At 38.2% G+C, this 20,875-nt stretch carries 18 protein-coding genes; 15 read left to right on the forward strand and 3 right to left on the reverse strand.

Going from position 1 to position 20,875, the window contains the following annotated elements; genetic code table 11:
- Positions 1-5: 5 nt before the first annotated feature.
- Positions 6-2,084, forward strand: a complete 2,079-nt coding sequence (locus EHQ24_RS13065; RefSeq protein WP_135602024.1) for an AsmA family protein — start codon at positions 6-8, stop codon at positions 2,082-2,084.
- A 2-nt stretch (positions 2,085-2,086) separates the two neighbouring features.
- Here EHQ24_RS13065 and EHQ24_RS13070 read toward each other — a convergent pair whose 3' ends face one another.
- Both EHQ24_RS13070 and EHQ24_RS13075 read right to left on the reverse strand, forming a co-directional pair.
- Positions 2,087-3,634: a MutS-related protein gene (locus EHQ24_RS13070; RefSeq protein WP_135602025.1), complete on the reverse strand. Its 1,548-nt coding sequence runs from the start codon at positions 3,632-3,634 to the stop codon at positions 2,087-2,089.
- Between the two features lie 205 nt (positions 3,635-3,839).
- Positions 3,840-4,070, reverse strand: a complete 231-nt coding sequence (locus EHQ24_RS13075) for a hypothetical protein (RefSeq protein ID WP_084764902.1) — start codon at positions 4,068-4,070, stop codon at positions 3,840-3,842.
- 166 nt (positions 4,071-4,236) lie between these two features.
- Here EHQ24_RS13075 and EHQ24_RS13080 point away from each other — a divergent pair, with 166 nt between their 5' ends.
- From EHQ24_RS13080 to EHQ24_RS13125, 10 genes are all read left to right on the forward strand, one after another.
- Positions 4,237-4,449 (forward strand): hypothetical protein, encoded by a 213-nt coding sequence (locus EHQ24_RS13080; protein WP_231292475.1) that lies wholly within the window; start codon positions 4,237-4,239, stop codon positions 4,447-4,449.
- A gap of 68 nt (positions 4,450-4,517) precedes the next feature.
- The gene (locus EHQ24_RS13085) at positions 4,518-6,566 is read left to right on the forward strand and encodes an AMP-dependent synthetase/ligase (RefSeq protein ID WP_135602026.1); all 2,049 of its coding nucleotides are present in this window, start codon (positions 4,518-4,520) and stop codon (positions 6,564-6,566) included.
- 1 nt (position 6,567) lies between these two features.
- The gene (locus EHQ24_RS13090; protein WP_135602027.1) at positions 6,568-7,344 is read left to right on the forward strand and encodes an enoyl-CoA hydratase/isomerase family protein; all 777 of its coding nucleotides are present in this window, start codon (positions 6,568-6,570) and stop codon (positions 7,342-7,344) included.
- 166 nt (positions 7,345-7,510) lie between these two features.
- Entirely contained in the window at positions 7,511-10,642 is a 3,132-nt protein-coding gene (locus EHQ24_RS13095; protein WP_244310458.1) for an efflux RND transporter permease subunit, read from the forward strand.
- On the forward strand, positions 10,639-12,108 hold the full coding sequence (locus EHQ24_RS13100; RefSeq protein WP_244310419.1) for a TolC family protein: 1,470 nt from the start codon (positions 10,639-10,641) through the stop codon (positions 12,106-12,108). The genes EHQ24_RS13095 and EHQ24_RS13100 overlap by 4 nt, the downstream gene beginning before the upstream one ends.
- 157 nt (positions 12,109-12,265) lie before the next feature.
- Positions 12,266-12,604 carry an arsenosugar biosynthesis-associated peroxidase-like protein gene (locus EHQ24_RS13105; protein WP_100741706.1) on the forward strand — a complete coding sequence of 113 codons (339 nt, stop codon included), beginning with the start codon at positions 12,266-12,268 and terminating at the stop codon, positions 12,602-12,604.
- A 2-nt stretch (positions 12,605-12,606) separates the two neighbouring features.
- Positions 12,607-13,581 (forward strand): arsenosugar biosynthesis radical SAM (seleno)protein ArsS, encoded by a 975-nt coding sequence (gene arsS, locus EHQ24_RS13110; RefSeq protein WP_135602030.1) that lies wholly within the window; start codon positions 12,607-12,609, stop codon positions 13,579-13,581.
- Positions 13,582-14,337, forward strand: coding sequence for a type I methionyl aminopeptidase (gene map / locus EHQ24_RS13115; protein ID WP_135602031.1), 756 nt, complete (start codon positions 13,582-13,584; stop codon positions 14,335-14,337).
- A 5-nt stretch (positions 14,338-14,342) separates the two neighbouring features.
- A complete protein-coding gene (locus EHQ24_RS13120) occupies positions 14,343-15,134 on the forward strand; it encodes an alpha/beta fold hydrolase (RefSeq protein WP_135602032.1) in 792 nt (263 codons plus the stop codon).
- Positions 15,135-15,260: 126 nt separating this feature from the next.
- Entirely contained in the window at positions 15,261-15,665 is a 405-nt protein-coding gene (locus EHQ24_RS13125; protein WP_135602033.1) for an MAPEG family protein, read from the forward strand.
- On the opposite strand, the gene EHQ24_RS13130 is transcribed toward EHQ24_RS13125, so the two are convergent.
- Positions 15,662-16,663: an NAD(P)H-dependent glycerol-3-phosphate dehydrogenase gene (locus tag EHQ24_RS13130; RefSeq protein ID WP_135602034.1), complete on the reverse strand. Its 1,002-nt coding sequence runs from the start codon at positions 16,661-16,663 to the stop codon at positions 15,662-15,664. The two genes, EHQ24_RS13125 and EHQ24_RS13130, sit on opposite strands and share 4 nt — an antisense overlap.
- A gap of 57 nt (positions 16,664-16,720) precedes the next feature.
- Here EHQ24_RS13130 and EHQ24_RS13135 point away from each other — a divergent pair, with 57 nt between their 5' ends.
- The 4 genes from EHQ24_RS13135 to recG are packed head-to-tail and all read left to right on the forward strand — an operon-like array spanning position 16,721 to position 20,874.
- Positions 16,721-17,401: a hypothetical protein gene (locus EHQ24_RS13135; protein ID WP_135602035.1), complete on the forward strand. Its 681-nt coding sequence runs from the start codon at positions 16,721-16,723 to the stop codon at positions 17,399-17,401.
- Positions 17,402-18,406 carry a metallophosphoesterase family protein gene (locus EHQ24_RS13140; protein ID WP_135602036.1) on the forward strand — a complete coding sequence of 335 codons (1,005 nt, stop codon included), beginning with the start codon at positions 17,402-17,404 and terminating at the stop codon, positions 18,404-18,406. It begins immediately after the preceding gene.
- Complete coding sequence (locus EHQ24_RS13145) at positions 18,407-18,808, forward strand: hypothetical protein (RefSeq protein ID WP_135602037.1); 402 nt, start codon at positions 18,407-18,409, stop codon at positions 18,806-18,808. It begins immediately after the preceding gene.
- Complete coding sequence (gene recG / locus EHQ24_RS13150; protein ID WP_135602038.1) at positions 18,805-20,874, forward strand: ATP-dependent DNA helicase RecG; 2,070 nt, start codon at positions 18,805-18,807, stop codon at positions 20,872-20,874. Before EHQ24_RS13145 ends, recG begins: the two co-directional genes overlap by 4 nt.
- Position 20,875: the final 1 nt, after the last annotated feature.

The raw sequence follows: 20,875 nt of genomic DNA on the forward strand, positions 1-20,875 counted from the left end.
TTACTATGAAACTGAGCATTCGAGACAGAATCAAGGGAGTTATCGGTAAAATCCTGCTGACAGGGATTTTTGTTTTATCGATGACCATGTTTTTTATTTTATACCCGCTATTAGCAGATCCAGACTATTATAAAAAATTAATCCTCGATACTACAAACCAACTAACAGGCCTACAGGTGAATTATCAAATTTCTGAACCTGTATTTTTCCCATTTCCAGGAATTGAACTCACTGAAGTAACTGTATCAAAAAATGACGATGAGTTGATTCATGTACATAAACTTAGAATCGAAGTTTATTATGGAGTTTTTGTAGGCCAAACACTAGAAATTCGAAAAATATATTTGAATACTGGTACGGTTGAGATTCTGAGAGAAAAGGACGAATCCTTTCCCTTGTTTGCAAAGATTCTTGCAGGATCAGATACAAATCTTAAAGAAAAGCCAAAACTAATAGAAGAACCAGTTGATAACGAAGCAAAAACCTATTTTTCTAAAACGTTTGCAAACTTCGTAAACCAAATCGAAATTAAAAATGTTACAATCCTATTCGAAGATAAATTATATTCACGAAAGATCAAATTGTATCTTTGGGAAACATCATTTCAACTGGATCAAGATTTACGAAACTTAGATATTTACATCTATGGAAAGTTAAACGAAGAAACTATTTCATTTAGCACAAATATTTATTTTGTTACCGATGAAATGTCTTATGAATCTTCCAGGTTGGAAGGGGAATTTACATTCCAAAATATCAAAGGTATCGATCTGCACGATATACTCATTATTTTTACTTATGGGGATTTACGATCCGCCAAAGCAAGTGGCTCCATTCCTTTTTACAAACGGGATGACGCAAAAATCTATGCCATTGCTGATCGAGTACACATTCGTGATTTGGCTCTGAAAGATGGTAAACCATTTGCTGATGGTTATGCATCTACAATCATGAACTATGACATTCGGGAATCCAAAATATCTTTTGCGGATATTATTGTCGATTGGAAAGGAAAATCTAAACTTTATGGATCTGGGTTTGTTAACTTTTTAAAACCACCTTTATCACCAACAATATCTTTTGAAGGAACCTCTGATTATTTAGATGTTCCTAGTCTTATCAAAGTCACTAAAATTTGGGTAGATCCTGATTTAGAAAAATCAATCCTAACTAGAAATATACCAAGCACTGGTTATGTGAACCGAATGAACGTGTATTTAAATTTTAATTTTAGGAATTTGAAAATTGATAAATTTAATGCAGATTCACTAAAGTTAAATGTTCATTATGCAAAAAGAAAATTAAATATTACAAAATATGAATTAAAGGCATATGAGGGAACTGCCATAGGGACAGGTCATTACATTTGGGGTAACCAACCTAATCTAGAAGTCAAAGGGAACATCAAAAATTTAAGTGTGGCACCCGTGCTTGCCGATTTATTTAATATTGCACCTATCACTGGAAAGTTAGATTCTGAATTTCTTTTATCATCACCCGCTGATACAGAAGATGGACTCATTAATAACTTACAAATGACTGGGAATATTAATGCAAAGAATGGAGAATTATTAAGTTATACAAATATTTTAAAACCAATCAGCTCCATTGGAAGTGTCATCAACTTAAAAAAAATAGATTTTAGTCGAGCGACACCGTATAACGAACTCAAGTTTGATTTTCAATATATGAAAGAAAATATCGAGGTAAGAAATTTTGCCTTAAAGGCCGATGGAATTGTTGGTTCTGGCAGTGGTAAAATAGGATTTAATAAAAATATAGATATGAAGTTTACCATTGCTATGCCAGGAATGGCCGGCAAAGCTTTAAAACTTCCGATCATTTATCGCGGAACTTACGGTGTTTCTGCTCCCTTCATAGATCCTATTTGGTTAGGTTCTGTTTACGTAGGGACAATATTTTTGGCAAGTCCTGCAGGTGCCGCTGTGGGTGGGATCGCCGGTTCAGCCATGTCGGATTATGTAAATAAGGCCGTAGATAATGTGACTGGGGGTGTTCAAAAAGGTTGGAAGGGAATTAAATCGTTGTTTGGTGGGACGGAAGAGGAAGAACCGGAAAAGTAGGATCATTCCTCTTCATTTCGAATCGGAATCCCTTCTTTTTTTAAAATCTTAAGTGCATTGGTGGATCCGGATACCCCATCGCGAATTTTGTAATCAAAATCCATTTGTCCATCAACTTCAAGTTCGGTGAAATGGTATCGTTTGGCCCAAGGGACTTCTGCTAGTTTCAAATCGTGAGTCGTTAAAAAAACAATTGCTCTTTTTTCTCGTAGAACAGAAAGAATTTCCCGTGTGGCAATAAACCGTTCTTTGGAATTGGTTCCTTTCAAAATTTCATCCAAAAACAAAACAGGAATTTTCTCAGAATCATTGGCATTATGGATAATGGAAGATAACCTTCTTACTTCACTATAGAAAAAGGAAACTCCATCTTCCATCGAATCTTGAGAACGGATGAGCGTGTGAATCTGGAAGTTTGGAAATTCAAACTCAGTTCCAAGTATAGGGGCACCAGAACCGGCAAGTAACAAGGACATGGCGATGGATCTAAGATAGGTTGTTTTTCCACTCATGTTGGAGCCAGTAACAATCATTAAATCTCCGGGTTCCATTTTGGTAAGAGGATTAAAAACACGGCTGGACTTAGGTAGGAGAGGATGTACCAAACTTTTGGCAGTTAAGTTTCCAACTGTGGAAACGTTTCCAAAACTTGCTTCCGGAAACAAAAATCCAAAATTCACAAGGGGAAGGAGAGAATCTGTTTTTAAAATTTGAATTTGGAGTTCATTCCAAAGGGAACCAAATTTCTGTTTCCATTTTTCCAGAGATTTGATTTTCCAAAGGTCCCACAAACAAATAAGATTCAAAATTAAATGTGGTAAAGGGGAAATGAGTAATTCCGAAGAATCACCAAGAGATGAAATGCGACCTATCATTTGTTTGGTTGTTTTTCTGTTTTTTGCCAAATAAATAAATGTTTTTTGAAAACGTGATGCCCCAGAAGCAAGTGCCTTAATTTCTTTCCATTGTTTTAAGGAATCATTTCGGTAGGTAACAAACAAAATTCCATTGATGAGGAGAAGGAGTGGGATGAGAGGTAAGTCAAATAACAAACCCAAAACTATATAAAGAGGAGAGATCACTCCCCAAATTGGGAAAAATACCTTTAAAAACCTTCTTTTTTTCCAAAAGGAATCTTCTGTTTTAATAGAAGTTAGAGGAAACTTTTCATTGGTTTCCGCATCAGGTACCAAAAACTTACGAAGGAGATGGTATGCAAAATAAGAATTTTTTTTCAGGATGTTTTGAATTTCCAATGTTTGGAAATGAAGATTTGTATCTTCGATGGGTTCTTGTAAAAAACGTTTTAGATAAGTCTGAAATCCCACTTCTGTAATTGTGGTATCATATATTCCCAAAAACCCTTGTTTGGTGCAAAGATCCAAATCAATGGAAAGAGGGTGGTTCCGTACGGATTCCGGATATTCCCAAATTTCTCTCGTTTTGATTTTTTTAAATTCACCTGTGAGTCTATAAATTTCTTCCTGTAGGAAGTTTTGTGTTTTTTTCGCGTATAAAATTTGGGTTTTTCGTTTGGAATATAGCCGCACCAAGTACGTAAAGGGAAGAAGGATCAGAAGGGAATATAAATACTCTTTCCACGATTCTTTGTTCAGATAACAAAATAGAATCGCTGCTATAAAAATGGCAAAGGAAACAAATCGAAAGATCGAAACCCGTTTTAATATCTTCGAAAGGAATTGGATTTTGTTTTGGTAGCGTTGGTTCCTACGAATTAGGAACAGATAAGTTGGATTAGTGGAAAAGAGGTCGTTCGTAATTTTCTTCTTCCCTGCGAGAAATCTCCGTATCTAGGACACGAATGAGACTTCCTAAATCATTTAATCTCCATTTGTCGATGAGACGTCCTCTTTCCCGGCCAGAAAATTTATTCAAATACAGGGTGCCAAATAGGTCTTCCCCATACTCATAAGCAACGAACCGCCCGTTCCGTCTGCCAGTAGAATTTTCCAATCGAATCGTCATGAACGATTACCAAAAATCAGATAAAAAAAAATAGTACAAGCAAAATTTTTTGCTTCAGGATATTCATTTTCCGGCGATACATATATTGGGGAAAGGCTACTTACCACGGATGGTTGAGGAACCTTAAAAACAAATACCCCGGAAACCGGAAAGCACGGAGGCTTGTATGGATTTCTATCCCGATATGAATTTGGAGTTTAAAAGCTCCTTTGTGAAGACCAACCAGTTTTTAGCCAACACACAAGACGAAACCCTACTCCCGCAAATGGGACTTGCGGCTCGTAACCTACTCAATCTCGAACAAATGACCAAACTCCGCGAAATTCGCAAACGCCATCTGAAAAAAGGACACCAACGCGAAGGGTTCCACTGGGACTAAACACCTAAATTTCTCTTGACCATCTAAAAGTAGGCCCTATCATAAAGACCGCTTTTAGATGGAGAGATATGGCAAATAACCTAGCAGACGTTTATAAGGAATCCGCAGAAAAATTCGGTCCAAGACCCGCATTCTGGTATAAGAATGCTCAAAAGGATTACCAAGCCCTCACTTACAAAGAACTCTACGAAGACGGACTAGCACTTGCAGAAGCCCTCATTGATTTAGGAGTTAAGGCCAGAGAACACGTTGGTGTTTTGGCTGACAACCGTATGGAATGGATCATCGCTGATTGTGCGGTGCTCACGGCAGGTGCCGCCAATGTTCCACGAGGATCCGATATTACCGATTCCGAAATTGTTTATATTTTGAATCATTCGGAAGCGAAGATTGTATTCGTTGAAAATGACAAAGTTTACGAAAAATATAAAAACAATAAATCCCAAGTGAAGTCGGTAAAAACCGTCATCATTATGGATAAAGAAACCAAACTCAAATCAGGTGCCGGAATCCTTCATTTTTATGATCTCCTAGAAAAAGGGAGAGAGATGCGTGCCAAAGGAAAACGAGAAGCGGAAAAACGTATGGCCGGAATCAAACCGGACGATTTGTACACTCTCATTTATACTTCAGGAACAACAGGAATGCCAAAAGGGGTTATGCTCATGCATTCCAATATGATCCACCAAATGCATTACGTGGTTCCTCGTGTTGCTAAAGTAACACCTGACGATCGTATGTTGTCCATTCTCCCTGTTTGGCATATTTTTGAACGTGTTGTTGAATACTTTGCCATCATCAATGGTGGTTCTACTTACTACACAAAGGTAACAGAACTTCGTAACGACATCCAAAAAGCAAGACCAACCTTTATGGCTTCGGCTCCGCGGGTTTGGGAAAGTATTTATAACGGGATTTACACTCGTATCAATGATCCAAAACAAACTCCACCAGTTCGAAGGTTTTTGTTTAAAGTAGCATACTTCTTTTCAAAACACTATCATTCAGCAGTTCGTTTTCTCAAAGGTTGGGAAGTGGATTATGAAGGAAGAAACATCATTCAATCTTTGGGATTGTCGATTGTATCCATCATTAAATTGTTGTTAACTGGTCCATTTACGGTGACCATTCTTTCACTAGTAGCCGCACAGTTTGGATTGCCAGAAGGAAGCCCTTTCAAAACTCCATTGTATGTGGTGGCTGGCCTCGGGCTTATTTTTAATTACCTCACTCTTGACCGAATTGTCCTTTCTAAAATTCGCCAGGCAACGGGCGGGCATTTGCGTGCGACCCTCTCTGGTGGTGGTGCCCTTCAAAAACACGTTGATGCCTTTTTTATGGATATTGGGATCACAGTGCTCGAAGGTTATGGAATGACAGAAACTGGACCTGTGATTTCGGCACGGACATTTGATCGTCCGATTATGGGTTCTGTGGGTGATATTGTTCCACTCAGCCAAGTACAAATTCGTGATGATGCGGGAAATGTTCTTTGTCATATCGACGACAAAAAGAATATCATCTTTGGTAAGTTAGGTGTAAAAGGTGTGGTTCATCTCAAAGGGCCTCAGGTAATGAAAGGATATTATAAAAATCCAGAAACTACCAAAAAAACCATCGTGGACAATTGGATGAATACCGGTGATATCGGTATGATCAACTTCAAAAAAACACTGACTCTTACTGGTCGTGCCAAAGATACAATTGTTCTTCTCGGCGGGGAAAACGTAGAACCAGTTCCTATTGAAAACAAAATCGATGAATCACCTTATATCAAACAGTCGATGATTGTGGGCCAAGACCAAAAAGTTCTTGGAGCCATCATTGTTCCTGACTTTGATGCACTCATTCCTTGGGCGGAAGAAAACGGAATTTCAGAAAAAAATCCTGATAAACTAATCACCAATCCAAAGATTGTAGATTTTTATAAAAAGGAAGTTCGTAATTTTAACAGTGTTAAAACAGGATTCAAAAACTTCGAACAAGTACAGTATGTAACACTCATCACAAAATCTTTTGAGGTTGGAGATGAGCTGACTAACTTAATGAAGATGAAACGACACGTAATTACGGAAAAATACAAAGACAGAATTTTGGAACTCTACAAAAACAGTTAATATGAATCCTTTTGCAGAGATCTTTCATGGAGACCGCATCTTGGAAATCAAGATGCAATCCAATGAAAAGAATACTTTTGATTTCGAAGCTTTTGTATTATTCGAACAAATCTTAAATAAACACGCAAACAATCCAAATTTGCGTGTTTTACTTTTTACATCCGCACAAACACAGTTTTTTTCCAACGGGATCGAACCCACTCTCATGTATGGAAAAACAGAATCGGATGTTCGTAAATCCGTTGAACAATTGTTAAGGACAGCCCAAACCTATTTCCATTTTCCAGTTCCTACCATTGCTGTAGTCAACGGACATTGTATGGCGGCAGGGGCTGTATTTGCATTGTTTTCAGACTACCGGTATATGGTGGACAAAGGGGCAAGGATTGGATTTTCCGAAGCCATCGTTGGTCTTAATTTTCCATCCATTCCCACCATCGTTTTACAAGATTTAGTGGGTGTTAAAGTGACTCGTGACCTTCTTTATTCGGGGAAACAAATCAAAGGCCCTGAAGCCAAAGAAATTGGACTTGTGGATGAATTGTTTAGCGCCGAAACATTGTTTGGTGAATCATTAAAATTTGCCGAGTCACTTTCCAAACTCACAAACAATTCTAGCCGTGGAATGAAAACTGCCCAAAGGGAACCTTACCGAAAAAAGATGGAATCCTTGTTCCAAATTGATGCAGACCTTTTCACAAAAGTCATTTTGTCTCATGACGGGCAGGAAGGGTTTCATTCCCTCATCGAAAAACGTAGGCCAAAGTTCATCACTTGAATTTAGGCCAACCTTTCCAAGCGATTCGAAAACTTTTTATCTTTTTTCTTTTCGTTTGGAACCTTATGATGTAAAGATGGGTCTTACTTTTAGGCGCTATTTGCCTACACTTTGAGGTAACTTGCATCTTTCTGAAATTTCCATCCGCAATCCTATTTTTTCTTGGATGATGATGTTCGCCATGGTTCTCCTTGGCGCTATCGGACTTTCTAGACTTGGGCTCTCCCAGATGCCCAATGTTGACTTTCCTGTGGTCAATATCGTTCTCACGTTACAAGGAGCCAATCCCTCTGTAATGGAGTCAGACGTTGTTGATCCGTTGGAAGAAGTTCTTTTAACGGTGGAAGGGGTCGAAGAAATTCGATCTACATCGAATGAAAGTGCTGCAACGATCACCGTAGAACTCGAGTTAGATAGAGATGTGGATGTGGCTCTTCAAGAAATCCAAACCAAAATTGCGCAAGTTCAAAACAAACTTCCCGATGCACTGGATCCCCCAATATTATTAAAAGCAAACCCGGATGATACACCGATCATTTGGGTTGCTTTGACTGCTGAGGGAAAAACGGACCAAGAGAAGATGATTTTTGTGAAATCATACCTCAAAGATAAATTTCAGAAAATTCCTGGAGTTGGCGAGATTTTACTTGGGGGTTATGTAGACAGAACCATCAACGTGTATTTGGATCCTAATCGGTTGGCTCGCAATGAACTAACAGTAGATGACATTGCAAATACATTGTTGGAACAAAATATTGAAGTTCCATCAGGTAAATTAGAAAACAAAAAATCGGAAGTTTCACTTCGTGCGGTGGGTGATGTACCTACAGTGGAACAACTTTCTAATATTTATATCAATTCACGTACTGGTTCAGCAATGTACCGCCCGGTGAAATTAAAAGAAGTCGCATCCGTAGAAGATGGGTTAGATGAAGTAAAACGAATTAGTCGGTTTAATCGAATTCCAGCAGTGGGTTTGGGTATCAAAAAAATCAAAGGTTCTGATGCCGTTGCGGTTGGAAAAGCAGTAAAATTAAAAATGGAAGAACTCAAACCCTTTTTACCTAAAGGGTATAAATTGAGTATCGCAAATGATAATACAACGTTTATCAGTGAATCGGTTGAAGAACTTATTTTCACTTTAATTCTTTCTATCATCTTAACAGGTTTAGTTTGTCGTTTGTTTTTAGGAAGTTGGAGTAGTACAGGGAATGTTTTACTCGCCATACCTACATCCATCATTGGAACATTTTTAGTTTTATATATACTCGGGTTTACATTAAATACATTCACATTACTTGGATTGTCATTGGCAGTGGGTATTGTTGTGGACGATGCCATCATGGTACTTGAAAACATTAGTCGCCATAAAGAAATGGGTAAAACTTGGTACCAAGCATCCCTCGAAGGTGCAGCGGAGATTCGTTTTGCGGCACTTGCGGCAACACTAGCGATCATTGCCATTTTTTTGCCTGTTGCCTTTATGCAAGGAGTCATTGGCAGATACTTTTTAGAATTTGGAATTACTGTAGCAGTGGCGGTTGTACTTTCTTTATTTGAAGCACTTAGTTTTACGCCTATGCGTGCTTCCAGATACAAAGACAAAGAAAAATCGAAATCAAAACAACAACTTCAAATGGTAGATGAAGTATCAAATTGGAAAGCGAATCGATGGATTCAATTGTTTTTGAAGTTTTGGGATCGAATCGGGATTTTTAAAATCTTAGATCCAATCATGGAAACCTTTCTCAAAAGAGCAGAAGTATTTTATGAAGATACACTAAAGTATGTTATCAGATATCCCATTACAATATTAGTTGTTTCTACTTTAGTATTTATATTTTCCCTTGGATTTTTTTTGTTATTAAAAAAAGAATTCATTCCATCCCAAGATTTGGGTAGGTTCATTCTACGTGCCAAATTACCTGTCACAACCTCTATTCAGGGAACAGACTCTGCTATGCGGAAGGTAGAAGAATACTTACTTTCTAAACCAGGGATTGAAAGATACATGGGAAATGTCGGTGGATTTGATGGATCAGAATCGAATGCTGCCATGTTTTTTGTTTCGATGCAATCCATGGGCAAAAGACCTATCAGTTCCAAAACAGGAAAAGAAATCACACAAAATGAAATTTTTGCAGATTTGCGTAAAGAATTAAAGCCCATCGTACCAGAAGCAAAATTCACGATTATAGACATTTCACAACGAGGTTTTAGTGCAGGGCGTGGTTATCCAGTAGAACTTGTGTTAACTGGCCCTGATTGGGAAGTTTTGGCAAAAGTATCAGACAAAATAAGGCTTAAACTGGAAGAAGAAGCTGTTTTACAAGACATCGATACAGATTATGTTTTGGGACAAGACGAACTTCGAATTTTACCAAACCGTGATGCAGCAGCTGCAAGAGGTGTGAGTATGGCTAATATTGGTAATACCATTGGGCCTCTTATGGGAGGAAAAAAAGTAAGTAGATTTACCGAAAATGGTAGGAGTTATGATGTTCGCATCAAAATCAATAAAGAACAAGGTGAAAATGCAGACATCATACCCAATATCAAGGTAAGAAATACCTATGGAGAATTCATTCGTTTGCAAGAGATTCTGGTATTTGAATCCAAAAAAGCCTTAAAGAGCATTACAAGAGTTAATCGGGATAGAGCAATAAAGTTGTTCGGGAACCCTCCGATTCAATTAGGGCAAAATGTATCCATGGAAAAATCTATTAAAATAGCAAAAGAATACCTTCCTGAAGGATATTCCGTTGCCGTTTCAGGATCGGCTAAAACTGCAAATGAATCAACCAACGGTTTAGTCTTTGCACTTTGTTTAGGAATTTTAATTTCCTATATGGTACTCGCCAGTCAGTTCAATAGTTTGAAACAACCGTTATATGTACTTCTTGCTATGCCTTTTAGTTTTTCGGGTGCCCTTGTTGCACTATATGTAACGGGACAAACATTTAATATGTATAGTTTTATCGGTCTAATCATGTTGTTAGGTCTTGTGAAAAAAAATTCGATTTTACTTGTTGAATTTGTAAATTTTGTACGTTCCCAAGGTAAAAACATAAAGGATTCTATATTAGAAGGTTGCCCAGTTCGTTTGAGGCCGGTTCTTATGACTTCCTTCGCATCCATTGCCGCCGCCATTCCTCCTGCACTTGCATTGGGACCTGGAGCAGAAACAAGAATCCCTATGGCTGTGACTATATTAGGTGGTTTGATACTTTCCACTCTCATTACCTTTATTGTGGTGCCTGCTGCTTATGTACTTTTTGAAAAAGAGAAATCAAAATGAATTTGGTTAATAGTTATTTATTTCGATTTTGTTTATTTTTAATGGGTTCTTTTTTAATTTCCTTCTGTTCATCCAGTCCAGATATAAAGGTTGCTGATGGCGTTGTTGAAGATAGTTTGAGAAAGATAACGGGAGTTACTACAAAAGATTTAGAACGAACATTGTCTAAAAATTCGATGGGTTTGGATGATTTGTTTGTGTTAGCTGTGGAAAAAACAGAAAGAATCGCACTTAAAAATGAAGCTGCAAACCAAGCTCAGTACGGAAAAAATAAAGCCATGGCTGGGTTTTTACCCACTCTATCTTATGTTTATAATAAGTTTTATTCCATTCCTGGCCATACTTCTGATCCAACTCCTTTGGATAATTATAAAACATACCAAGCGATACAAAGTGAGAATTATGCTTCTCTTTTGCCATCTCGAACAACTTCATCCAATCTCCCTCCAACGGTAGGAGCAGGTTCTCGTTTGTTACTAAGTTTTCCATTATCAAATGGGCTTTTGGCTTATCAAGATTACAAAGCATATACGAGTTTGGCTGAACAAAGAAGGATGGAAGCCAAGTTTGAAGCGGGACGAATGTATATGGAAATTGCATTGGCTTATTATAATGTTTTGCAATTGGAAGATAGTTTAAACCAAGCGGAAGAATCTCTCCATTTACATTTGGAAGCTGCGAAAGAAAAAAGAAGACTTTTTTCTCTTGGAAGAATACTTCGTTATGAACTTTTAAACTCCGAAACAGCAGTCACCAATGCCCAGGCCGTGTTAGAAGATACAAGGTCACAACTGGAACAAGTTCAACTGACCTTATCGGCTATGGTCGGAATGGAATCTAAAATACCTTTGGAAAATTCTGTTCCTCGCTTTAAATCACCTAATATTGAAAATGTGGATGATGTTTTAGTGAAACGGTATGATGTGATTTCATCCAAAAAAGGAATAGAAGTAGCCAAAGCAAACGAAAGTAAAGCTATGTTCGGTTTTGCACCTAATGTTGCAGTGAATACTTTTTATTCATTTCCTACACCTGGGCAAACACATACTAAAGATGTGACAGCTCAACTTGCGATTACCATGCCACTCACACCACTGACTCAATATGCAGATTTAGAGATGGCAGAATCGGCAACCAAACAAGCAAAGTTGACCGCTTCACAAACAAGAAGGGCGGCCGTTCAAGAAATTCAAAATGCGATACAAAGTTTGAAGAATTCAGAAAAATTATTTGGGATTTATGAAAAGGCATACCAGTTTGCATTGGATACATTAAAAAGCCAGGAGTCGGCCTATCATTTGGGACGGACAAGTTTGGTGGATTTAATCGGAACCAAAATTAGCACCCTCAATTCCAAAATGGCATTACAAAAAATGGATTACCAAAGGCACTTAAATCGAGTGGTACTCGGTGTTGCCACAGGCGAATTGCCCCTCCTTACAGATTCACAATCTTCTGAAGAATGATTTAGAGCGATGGATTTAATGATTATAATTTGTCTAATATGTTGTATGAATCCAACATTCTGAAGATGATATGGCGTTTACAGTCGTTGCTCTAAATATTTGGTTTGAAAATCTGGATTTTGGTACTATAACGATATAGTTAAAGTTTGAGGAAAAAATGGCAGAAAATCATTATTATAACGCGAAAGATCTTGGAAAATTTGGAGAAATAGGACGTACAAATCCAGCCCTTGCTGATAAATTTTTTGGTTATTACAATGCCGTGATGGCGGAAGGGGCACTCACAGAAAGAGAAAAAGCACTGATTGCTCTAGCCGTTTCTCATGCATTAAAATGTCCGTATTGTATTGATGCCTATACATCTACATCTCTCCAAAAAGGTGCAAACGAAGCCCAAATGAACGAAGCAGTTCATGTGGCTGCCGCAATGGCTGCTGGAATCAATTTGGTTCATAGTGTTCAAATGCAAAACAAAATAGACGAACTTTCTTTTTAGTTATGGAAACGAAGGAACAACTTTCTACCTTACAATCATTCAGTGGTAAAAAGTTTTCTGATTCTGTCGGACATTCTATACATGCAAGGTCTCTAAAGATTTTTCAGATTAATGTTGGCAAATGGTGTAACCAGGCTTGTCGGCATTGCCATGTAGATGCGTCTCCCATTCGAACTGAGATGATGGATAAAGCCACAATTGATTTGTGTTTGGAAATCATCGAAAAAACACCGGGTATAGAAACCGTAGATATCACGGGTGGTGCCCCAGAAGGAAATCCTCATTTTAAGGATTTGGTTTTAGGTGCGAAACAACTGGGGAAACGAGTGATGGATCGTTGTAACTTAACCATCCTTGAAGAACCAGGATATGATTGGTTGTATGAATTTTTAGCATCCAATCAGGTGGAAGTTGTATCCTCATTACCGTCGTTCATTGAAAGTACGACGGACAACCAAAGAGGAAAGGGAGTGTATCAAAAATCCATTACTGCATTAAAGAAGTTAAATGCTCTTGGTTATGGAACCAAACTTCCTTTAAATTTAGTTTATAATCCTAACGGTTTATTTTTAGGTTCAGGGCAGTCTGTTTTAGAAAGAGAATATAAAGAAACTTTACAAAAAAAATACGGAATCGTATTCAACCAATTGTTTTGTATCAATAACCTTCCGATCAGCCGATTTTTAGGTGCTCTCGTTCGGGGTGGTAAGTTTGAAATGTATATGGAAACGTTAGCCAATGCCTACAATCCTGCGACTGTAGAAGGCCTTATGTGTTTGGATCAAATATCCGTAGGATATGATGGTTCCGTTTATGATTGTGATTTCAACCAAATGTTAGATTTGAAGTCTCAAAACGTAAAACATCTAAAGGATTTCGATTTGCAATCTTTCCTTAGCCGAGATATCGTAGTAGCAAATCATTGTTACGGATGTACTGCCGGTGCGGGATCCAGTTGTGGTGGGGAGATTGTTTAGATGTCGATTCAAAATGAAAAAGACCTTCAAGGGATTTTAAAAGCAGGGAAGTTTGTCGCAAAGGTTCGTGAACTTTTAAAACTTCTGGCCAAACCTGGAGTGTCGACTTTGGAACTAGACAACGCCGCCAAACAGGAATTTGAAAAGGCAGGAGCATTTTCCGCACCTAAGTTTGATTATAAATTTCCTGGTTATACTTGTATCAGTACCAATTTTGAAATCGCACATGGGATTCCTAAAAAAGAAACCATCTTAAAGGATGGAGATTTAGTGAATATCGATGTATCTGCAAAACTAGACGGTTATTATGCCGACACAGGAATTTCCTTTGTTGTGGGTCAGTCCAATGCTTCTCTTCAAAAACTTTGTGAAACAGCCATCGAAGGAACGATGCGTGCCACAAAACAGGCGTTTACTGGAAATTATCTCCGAAACATTGGCAAAGAAATTCATTCTGCGGCAGTAGAAAATGGATTTACTGTGATTAAAAATTTAGCAGGACACGGAACGGGAAAAAAACTCCATGAGGAACCGCAAGTTTTGGTTTACGAAGAAAAACGTGACCAAAGAAAACTCGGGAACGGTCTTGTTCTAGCAATTGAATCCTTTATTTCTACAGGAAGCCAAACCGCTTACGAAGAAGAAGATGGTTGGACACTGGTTGCAAGCAATCGTCGAGGGGAACTCAGTTATGTAGCACAGTGCGAACATACTGTCATTGTCCAAAACGGAAAACCCATCATCGCCACATTATAAATTCATTGTCCTTAGAAATCATTGAATCGGGAGCCTCTCCAGAAAAAGCGAGAGGTATACTTGTTATTTGGCCAAGCACTGGTGGTAATGCGAGATCGTTTCGGATTCGTGATAGTGAACTGGAAACTTTAGGGTTAAGACTCATTCGGTTCAATCCTCCTTCTCATGGAAATTCAAAAGGAATCTATGATCCAAAAGCCGCCATATTATTGTTAGATGATTATCTAAAAGAGCGAGGTTATACAAACAAAGAATTGTATGGGATTGGGCATAGTGGAGGAGGGGCTGCTCTTATGATGTATGCCAATTTAGTCCCCTTTCAAAAATTGTTTTTACTTTCTCCCATTTTGGATAGTGTTCTTAGTCTTCGATTTTTATATGAGTCAGGTTCGATTGAGGAGTTTAGTCGGCTTCTTTTGTTACCAGGAAGTTCTGATGAAGAAAAACCCAACAAACAGATATTAGAAACTCTTTCGAACCCTCAGTGGTTAGAAGATGGAAATGTTAGTCATCTGAATGTTCCCATCCAAAACTCTAGGATTCGTTTAGATGACTTGTCTCTATTTTTAAAAAATCTTTTTTTACCGGGGTTTGTGGTAGATACCTCCGTCATTCAAAAAAGAACTAATTATACAATTTTTCTACCAAAGGTTGATAAGTGGTTTCCTAAAGAATACACCATCAGTTTTGCAAAAGAGAACGGACTGAACTGTATCGAAATTCCCGAAGCACCCGACCATTTTTTTTCTTCCTCATGGCTTATGATTTGGAAACAAATCAAAAAGATTGGATTTTAATAGAAAGCATTCAGATCCAACCAAGAATTTCATTTAATTAGTTTACAAATGAATTAAAGTCATTTAGAATCTCCACCTGTATCTTCAGAACTAAGATGATTTGGTTCTGATACAAAAGGAGGATTTGTGGAAACGATTTATCTTACACTCATTGGATTTACGCTTTGGACACTAGTGCTTGGTGTTTCATTGACTTCATTTAGAAGTGTGCAGGTTTTACTCGGCAAAAAAAAATCGAATGAATTTCCAGCAGGGATCCAACATGGATCGGAGTTTAATTGGAGACTCAACCGAGCTCACCTTAATTGTTTAGAAAACCTTCCCTTGTTTGTGGCAGTTGTTTTTTTAACTGCTAACCTAGGAATGATTGATAGTTTTGTAAACCAAGCAGGTCTTGTGATTTTAGGAGCAAGGGTTTTACAATCCCTCACTCATCTAACTTCTACTAGTGTCCTCGCAGTCAACATCCGGTTTACATTTTATATGACACAAGTAATCACTTATATTGTATTACTGGTTCGCCTTGTTTAGACACCTTCCCGTTTGAGGTCACGACCCATAAGAGCTTTGACTACTTCTTTTGGGTCTTTGTCTTCGTATAACATGCGATAGACTTCCTGGGTGATGGCCATTTCCACACCTAGTTTGTCAGAAAGGTTTTTGGCAGAGAGAGTGGTTTTGACACCTTCTGCTACTTCATTCATAGAAGCTAAAATTTCGTTTAATTTTTCACCTTTGCCCAAACGAAAACCTACAGTTCGGTTCCTTGACCCTTCTCCACAACAAGTAAGAACCAAATCTCCCATTCCCGATGGTCCAAGGAAAGTCATCGGATCGGCACCCATTTTGATCCCCATACGAGTGATCTCGTTTAACCCTCGTGTGATGAGAGCGGCTCTCGTATTTTGACCAAACCCGAGTCCATCGGCAACTCCTGCGGCAATGGCGATTACGTTTTTTAAGGCACCACCGACTTCGACACCCACCACATCGGGAGTCCAATAAGTTCTGAAATAGGTAAAACTAAAGATCTCTTGCACTCGTTTGGCGGTTGCTTCGTTTTTGGAAGCGATGGAAACAATGGTAGGCACTCGTTTCACCATTTCTTTGGCAAAACTAGGGCCCGAAAGATAAGAGAGTTGCGAATGGAATTGTCCTGGAAGTTCGGATTCAAAAATTTCAGATACCAGTCTAAGGCTTTCGTTTTCGATCCCTTTGGAAGCAGAAACAATCGGCACTTTTGGCGGAATGTGATCTTTAATTTCTTTTAAAATTCCCGAAAGCGCATGGCTTGGAGGAGCCGAGACAATCATCTCCTTGTCTTTCACAACATGGATGAGATTTGTATCCGCTTTTAATTTCTCTGGAAGCACCAAATCGGGCATTTGTTTGGAATTCAAATGGTTTTCATTGATGGATCTTGCTTGATCCTCGCTTCTTGTCCAAAGGGTCACATCATAACCCTTGTCCGCTAAAATACTACCTAGTGCAGTGCCAAAACTTCCGGCGCCAATGATACCAATCTTCATGAGTTCTGTATTCTAAATCTGCTTTCCAAAAAGGCAATAGAAAATAAAAATTAAAATATGCTTTTAACGGATCTTCTCCGTTTCAATCCGCTGAATCTCTTTTTGCCACCCAAAGTGGTCCCAAAGAGTAATTATAAGGTTACCCTACTTTTGGGTAGCTTACGAAAGGTCATATCGACAGAGGTCATCGCAGAGGATCCCGATTTAGAGAGTTTGGAAGTCTCTTCTGCCAAGGGTGAAGTCATACTGACTGGAGTTTACCGAATGGGTTGGCTCTGGATCGCTCGTTTTTTAAAAGTTGAGTCCATTCGTTACCGTGTCCGCCTAAAACCTGTTTCAGTAAAAGACAATAAAGCCCGATTAAAAATTGTTGGGTATCGAGTATGGGACACAAAACCTAGACGATTCGACTTTGTTAGGTGGTTTGGCAAAGTAGATCCTTTTCATAAAAAAAAGGTTTTTGAATCCATCTTAAATGCAGCACCTCATCTTCTTTCAATCACTGGTTTACAGTGGGAAATTCTCTTTGATTTGAATTATTTTTTAAATTTGGTTCCTTCCATTGCGGGAAAAATTGAAATCCAATACATCATTGGCGACAACAACGAACTATATATTTTTGTAAGATCTTCTACCATCTTAAAACCACTTGTGGATTTTTTTGGACCAGAATATTTAAAGATCGATTATATTGAAGAAGATCGAGACATTCAGATGTTACTTTGGGAAAATGAATAAATGAAAATCATTTATCTAACGGATATCCATGATGGACTTCATGGACTAAAACGAATTCTGCAAACAACGGAAGCAGATTTGTATATGTTTTCCGGAGATATCATTTATAAGGCATTTTTTTCTTTTGATCGTATCATCGATTTTTGTGGAGTACAAGAAGAGTTATATTATTTGTTAACGGAACGTAAAGACGATTCCACTCCTTTTGATTTTACCACTCATGCCATTCGTTTTCCCGAAAAGTATTCCACTGCCATTGTAGAAAAATCGCAAAAGTATCGAGATTTGTATAAACTTGCTGCCAAAACGATGAAAGAAAAATATGAAATCATCGAAAAACTAATCAACAAATATGCAAAGTCACCTGTTTACTGTTTGCCGGGAAATTATGATTTGGATTTACAATACACAGAACTCTACCAAAGGGAAGTTCATAGAAAAAGTTTTGATTTTAATAATTTAAAAGTTTCCGGTTATGGTGGGGCACCCATTTGGACTTCTGGAATCCCTGAAAAACTCACAGTAGTTTTTCATGAGTATACAAAAAACGGAAAAAATTATAGTGAACCGGAAGACTTTTTTCGACAAGAACTTCCTGACATTTGTTGGATTCACAATCCAGCTTACGGTTATTTTGATAACATTCCTGGTGTCGGAAAATGTGGAAGCCAAGGGATTCGTCGGTATTTAGATGATGAATCTCCTTCTCTTGTAGTTTCAGGTCATGTCCATGAAGACCAAGGAATCAAAAAAACTAGAAATACTGTTTTTATCAACCCATCAAACTTTGGTGCTGTGGATTCATTACATGGATTTCAAGAAGGTGGCTATTATGCCGAAATCATTATGGATGGGAAAGATGTAGTCCAATCAAATCTTTGTCAGTTACGAGGAGATGAATGGCACACACTCATTGAAGTGGATTGTACCGAAAAACATTTGAAACTTATTTCACAAAATCCCATTTCCACAGTGAGTTCTGAAGATTACATTCGAGGAAACTAAATGGTCACCTTCCTTACGATCTGTGGTGTCCTATTTACAGTAGCTTTCTTTTTGTATGCCCTCTCTGCCGTTGACAACCAAAGTTTAGACAAAAAAGAAAAGGAACGCCTTGCCAAAGAAGGAAATTTGCGTGTGGGTGATCCAAGAAAAGTTTACGGAAAGGAAAAAGATCCAAACCTTCCGAGACTTCGCCTATGTCCTGTTTGTGGGACTGTGTTAAACAAAAATGAATTTTTATATGCTGCGATTTCTGCTTATACAAACAGCGAAGGGAAAAAACAGGCACAAATTTATGGATGTAAGTATTGTTATTTGATTTTGGATTCAGAAAAAAACACAACCGATACTTCTTATCTAAATGACAATGGTTTTGGGCCACCAAAACCTACGGATGAACTATGAAACAAAGTCTTGATTTATCACAGAGTTTATCTTCACTCAAAGGGATTGGACCTAAAAGAAAATCGGTTCTTTTGGAACACGGAATTTCAACTTTCTTTGAACTCCTGACTTATTTTCCGCGTCGTTACCTAGATCGTAATTTTACAAAAGACATTATTTTAAAACAAGGAGATGTGGTCACCCTTCTTGGAACTATTGCAGACAGTTATATCGTACATGGAAAAAAAAGTCGGTTATTAGTTGGATTTAGAACGCTCAACAACGAACGCATCAATTTGGTTTTCTTTCGCGGGGTGAATTTCTTTCATAAGATTTTTACAGTCGATAGAAAGGTTGTCGTATCTGGTAAATTAGAATACTTCAAAGGATACCAAATCCTCCATCCTGAGTATGAATTTTTATCAGATAAAGAAGATCCAGAAGATTCCATCCATGCGGGTCGAATCATTCCCCTTTATCCATCCACAGAAGCATTGAAAGAAGATGGTCTTGATTCCAAAGGATTACGAAAGCTCATACATCAAGTTTTGGAAGGGGGAGAGATCACGGAAAATCTCCCACAAAAACTAGTCAAAAAACGATCCTTGCTTGGTCGCGACGAAGCCTTTCATGAAATCCATTTTCCTGAAACCATGGAAGCCGTACAAATTGCACGAAAACGATTTGCTTACGAAGAGTTTTTTTATTTTCAAAGACTCCTTCTTTACAAACAAAGAGAACGTCAAAAAGTAAAACGATTGTTATGGCCACTACCCAAATCCCCTTCCAGAGAGAATTTGGAAAAAAATCTTCCCTTCGAATTGACAGAAGATCAAAAAGTCGCTGTAAATAGCATTCTATCCCAAACGAGTTCGGATTCTCCGGCTGCCTTTTTACTCCAAGGGGATGTGGGTTCTGGAAAAACCATCACCGCACTTCTGATCGGTCTTCACTATATTGATAATCACATCCAAGTGGTATTTTTAGCGCCGACGGAAATTTTAGCACGCCAACACTACCAAACCATATATAAATTTATGGGAAATATGCCCTTTCTTGGCATAGAACTACTGCTTGGTGGGGAAAACAAAAAAACTCGTTCGGAGAAACTGACAAGAATCAAAACGGGAGAATCCAATATCATCATTGGAACACATTCCTTACTACAGGAAGATGTGATTTTTTCTGACCTTGGGCTTGTTGTGATTGATGAACAACATAAGTTTGGAGTGGATCAAAGAGAAACGATTCGTTCTAAAGGAAAAAATCCTGATATCCTCGCAATGACGGCCACACCGATCCCGCGAACTCTTTGCCTGACTTTATATGGGGATCTAACACTTGTAAATATCAAAACAAAACCCAAAGGCCGTAAACCCATTGATACAAGATGGTATAAAGAAGACCGAAGGACAGGAGTTTATAATTCGATTCGTAAGTATGTAGGATCGGGTAGACAGTGTTATATTGTGTATCCGTTAGTAGAAGAATCAGAAAAGGTAGATTTGGAATCTTGTACCGTTGCTTATGAAAATTTACGAACCAATATTTTCCCTGATCTAAAAATTGGTTTGTTGCACGGGAAAATGAAAAGTGCAGAAAAAGAATCAGTCATGGAAAAATTCAAATCGGGAGAAATCCAAATCCTTGTGACAACAACAGTTGTGGAAGTGGGTGTGGATGTTCCCAATGCTACTATTTTGGTAGTAGAACATGCTGATCGATTTGGAATTTCCCAATTACACCAGTTACGTGGTCGTGTGGGAAGAAGTGATATCGAAAGTTTTTGTATTTTAATGACGGGCGATTTTATTAGTGATGAGGGAAGGGACCGCTTGGAGGCACTTGTCGCATCCAATGATGGATACTATTTGGCCGAAAAAGATTTAGCCATCCGAGGACCTGGTGAACTTCTTGGAGTCAAACAGAGCGGACTGCCTGAATTTAAAATTGCTGATTTAGTATCGGATCGGAACCTACTAGATGAGGCCAAAGAAGACGCTTCTTCTTTTCCTTTGGATGATCCCAAAGAACTTACCGAATTGAGTACAAGATTCAGCGAAGGCAAATTTTTATTTGCGAATTAAT

The organism is Leptospira noumeaensis, assembly GCF_004770765.1.
Lineage (GTDB): Bacteria > Spirochaetota > Leptospiria > Leptospirales > Leptospiraceae > Leptospira_A > Leptospira_A noumeaensis.

Excerpts from the sequence above, each read along its gene's own strand:
- EHQ24_RS13065 (WP_135602024.1), top strand. The coding sequence starts at position 6 with ATGAAACTGAGCATTCGAGACAGAATCAAGGGAGTTATCGGTAAAATC.
- EHQ24_RS13075 (WP_084764902.1), bottom strand. The coding sequence starts at position 4,070 with ATGACGATTCGATTGGAAAATTCTACTGGCAGACGGAACGGGCGGTTC.
- EHQ24_RS13080 (WP_231292475.1), top strand. The coding sequence starts at position 4,237 with ATGGATTTCTATCCCGATATGAATTTGGAGTTTAAAAGCTCCTTTGTG.
- EHQ24_RS13085 (WP_135602026.1), top strand. The coding sequence starts at position 4,518 with ATGGCAAATAACCTAGCAGACGTTTATAAGGAATCCGCAGAAAAATTC.
- EHQ24_RS13090 (WP_135602027.1), top strand. The coding sequence starts at position 6,568 with ATGAATCCTTTTGCAGAGATCTTTCATGGAGACCGCATCTTGGAAATC.
- EHQ24_RS13095 (WP_244310458.1), top strand. The coding sequence starts at position 7,511 with ATGATGATGTTCGCCATGGTTCTCCTTGGCGCTATCGGACTTTCTAGA.
- EHQ24_RS13100 (WP_244310419.1), top strand. The coding sequence starts at position 10,639 with ATGAATTTGGTTAATAGTTATTTATTTCGATTTTGTTTATTTTTAATG.
- EHQ24_RS13105 (WP_100741706.1), top strand. The coding sequence starts at position 12,266 with ATGGCAGAAAATCATTATTATAACGCGAAAGATCTTGGAAAATTTGGA.
- arsS (WP_135602030.1), top strand. The coding sequence starts at position 12,607 with ATGGAAACGAAGGAACAACTTTCTACCTTACAATCATTCAGTGGTAAA.
- map (WP_135602031.1), top strand. The coding sequence starts at position 13,582 with ATGTCGATTCAAAATGAAAAAGACCTTCAAGGGATTTTAAAAGCAGGG.
- EHQ24_RS13130 (WP_135602034.1), bottom strand. The coding sequence starts at position 16,663 with ATGAAGATTGGTATCATTGGCGCCGGAAGTTTTGGCACTGCACTAGGT.
- EHQ24_RS13135 (WP_135602035.1), top strand. The coding sequence starts at position 16,721 with ATGCTTTTAACGGATCTTCTCCGTTTCAATCCGCTGAATCTCTTTTTG.
- EHQ24_RS13140 (WP_135602036.1), top strand. The coding sequence starts at position 17,402 with ATGAAAATCATTTATCTAACGGATATCCATGATGGACTTCATGGACTA.
- EHQ24_RS13145 (WP_135602037.1), top strand. The coding sequence starts at position 18,407 with ATGGTCACCTTCCTTACGATCTGTGGTGTCCTATTTACAGTAGCTTTC.
- recG (WP_135602038.1), top strand. The coding sequence starts at position 18,805 with ATGAAACAAAGTCTTGATTTATCACAGAGTTTATCTTCACTCAAAGGG.